The organism is Candidatus Desulfolinea nitratireducens (assembly GCF_982879505.1).
Genome location: NZ_CEYOSI010000167.1, coordinates 1,047 through 2,017 on the forward strand (window position 1 = coordinate 1,047; position 971 = coordinate 2,017).

The 971-nt window shown below is 50.7% G+C and carries 1 protein-coding gene; it reads right to left on the minus strand.

The features are described 5' to 3' along the window. Nucleotides 1-971, minus strand: a 971-nt coding sequence (locus AC3DOM_RS13265; protein WP_487919527.1) for a histidine--tRNA ligase, incomplete at both ends; no start/stop codon positions are given.

Genomic DNA, 971 nt, shown 5'->3' on the forward strand with positions numbered 1-971 from the left:
CCGCAACCTGCCCCGATTCCACTTCAATTGCCCCCAAAATAAGGGCTATCTTCATGCCCATCTTGTTAGCAAATTTGAATTGATTCGCTATTTTGGCTGGCTCAGGATAATTGGTTACGTTCAATCCAGCCTTCCGTAATTCGGCAGACAGGGCCAATGATTCAGCTAAAAATTCTTCACTAAAAACGGTCACCAAAACAGGAGCTGGGGAAGGTTCAAATTCCGGAATAAGGCCGTTCTCTGCCAGGACAATCCCAACCACCACATCCCCCATCGCAAAACCAACGGCCGAAAGTGGATCACCACCTACATCAGCCAGCAAATTGTTGTAGCGACCTCCACCCAAAAGGGAGCGACGGACACTGCCGCTGACATCAAATGCTTCAAATACAGTGCCTGTGTAATATAGCAAACCGCGGACAACATTTGCATCAAACTCAACATACTCGCTCACGCCTAGGGCATCCAACGCAGTGAATAGACGGCGTAAATCTTCCCATTCTTTCCAGAGATCTTTATTCTCAAGCAAGGCGATCAGACCACCCAGCTGGGATCGGTTCAGGCCGGCTTCAAGGGCATAGGTTTGCCAGGCATCCTCTTTCATCTTGTTGCGACGGTCCACCAGATTGGAGACCAATAAACGGGATTCTGCCGGGATCCCAATCGCGTCGAATTGGGAATCCATCAAACGGCGATTATTTACGTAAATGGTAGCCTGCCCCGGGCTGAGTCCGACCGATTTCAGAAAACTCGCGGCAACAGCGATCAGTTCTGCATCCGCTTCTGGAGTATCAGGTCCCAGCATGTCAATATTCCACTGGAAGAACTCACGAGAGCGCCCTTTTTGCGGACGTTCATATCGCCAAAATGGGCCAAAGGACCACCAGCGCAAGGGATAAGTAAGTTGACGCTGTTTCTTGGCGATCATCCGTGCCAAGCTCGGGGTAAGTTCCGGACGCAAGGTGACTCGG